Source organism: Vibrio qingdaonensis (assembly GCF_026191675.1).
GTDB lineage: Bacteria > Pseudomonadota > Gammaproteobacteria > Enterobacterales > Vibrionaceae > Vibrio > Vibrio qingdaonensis.
The window spans coordinates 1-236 of sequence record NZ_JAKRRY010000213.1 but is presented as its reverse complement, the minus strand read 5'-3'; the positions used below and the strand labels follow the sequence as shown (position 1 = coordinate 236).

General features: G+C 51.7%; 1 protein-coding gene. It reads left to right on the top strand.

Annotated features, from left to right (window positions below):
• Positions 1 to 236: hypothetical protein (locus tag MD535_RS26065; protein ID WP_265678157.1), on the top strand; the 236-nt coding region annotated here is incomplete at both ends.

The following is a 236-nucleotide window of genomic DNA, read 5'->3' as shown; positions in this document are numbered from 1 at the left end:
ATTGATGGCAGCAGCTATCAAGATATTGTTGTGACCATTCAAGGGGTGGACGGTGCGCCAACTATCGTCAGTGGTGAATCCGCTGAACTGACCGAAGATGTGGGTGCGGTGGGCAATAACCTTATCGCCTCTGAGCAACTGGTGATTAGCGATGAAGACGCCGGTGAAAATGTCTTTAACGCAGGCGCGGGGACGTCTGTGGGTACTACGTTAGGTAGCCTGTCTATTTTGGCTGA